The 1,231-nt window shown below is 45.6% G+C and carries 1 pseudogene; it reads left to right on the top strand.

Going from position 1 to position 1,231, the window contains the following annotated elements:
- Positions 1–1,231, top strand: a pseudogene (locus QD357_RS32350) (ATP-binding protein); the annotation flags it as partial.

Raw genomic sequence — 1,231 nt, 5'->3', positions numbered from 1 at the left:
ATAATATGTTTGTAAACACGGATAGAACCAAGTTTTTCGAATTTATTGTTCCCGTTATTCCGATCATCAATAGCTCAAACTCCATCGACAAGGTAATCGAACAGGGGCAGCGATTGTCCTTGGATGAACGGCTAGACAGGCAGTTTCTTCGTGAGGTGTCTCGCTATCTTAGCGACCTGAGATTGATCCATAATATTTTCAATGAATACACCGTCTATGTTACAAATTTGGAAACTGACGGCGAGAACATTCTCGATACAAACAAACTACTTGCCATCCTGATTTATAAGAATGTACTGCCGAGCGATTTCGAAAATCTACATCGCGAAAAGGGAAAACTAGCTGAGATCCTCAGCCGCCACGATTCATATGTGATAAGTGCTCAGGCCCAATACAAAGCACAAATTTCTCAATTAGAAAATCAAATCAGCGATGCTGAAAGGCTTGTACCGAGCGATCTCGAAGAGCTTCGTAAGATCTACGCTATGGCTCTGATCGCGAAACTTCCGCAAGGTTACACATCGGTAACGAGACCGAGCGGTGAAAGCGTCCCATTCTCTGGCCTGACGGCGCATCCAGATTTCGAGGAGATCATCGAGCAGGACCATATCACAGTGCTAAACGTAAATTACAACAACCGCCAGAATGTCAACGTCAAAGGGTTTCAGAGTTCGGTAAGTGAAGTTCTCACATACAGAGATCGAAAGGCGCTGATCGAGCGCAAGTCTGCCGATTTCAGAGCCACTGCAGCCAGAAGCGTTAGAGAACTTAKACTGAAAATCGCTGCTTTACGCACGGCAAAATTCAACGAGCTGGTTMGCGCAAATTCGGGAGACATCGAAGAGTTATTCGACGCTTTCGGTGAAAATAGCGAGCTTGTAAGGTTTCTGGTGYTCGAAGGATTCCTGGACKACACGTACTATCAATATACTTCTTTGTTCCATCGTGGCCGGCTTTCGCCCTCAGACAATAAGTTTCTCATCCAGATCCGGAGCTTCAAGACTCCGGATCCTGAATTTCAGATYGATAACCCGACCGAAGTCATCGCGGCCATGCGTGACGATGATTTTCGCCAGAAATTTGTGTTGAACGTCACGTTGGTTGACTGCTTGCTTGGTAATTCTGGCCAATACCGTAGCCAAATCGTGAAGCTTATCGACTATGTCTCATCGAACTTTGATGAATGTGCACCCTTCTTTTCGGCATACTATCAAACCGGCCAACGTAACAG

Origin of the sequence: Rhizobium sp. BR 317, assembly GCF_047445835.1 — a bacterium.
Lineage (GTDB): Bacteria > Pseudomonadota > Alphaproteobacteria > Rhizobiales > Rhizobiaceae > Rhizobium > Rhizobium paranaense.
This window is presented reverse-complemented; position numbering and strand designations above follow the sequence as displayed.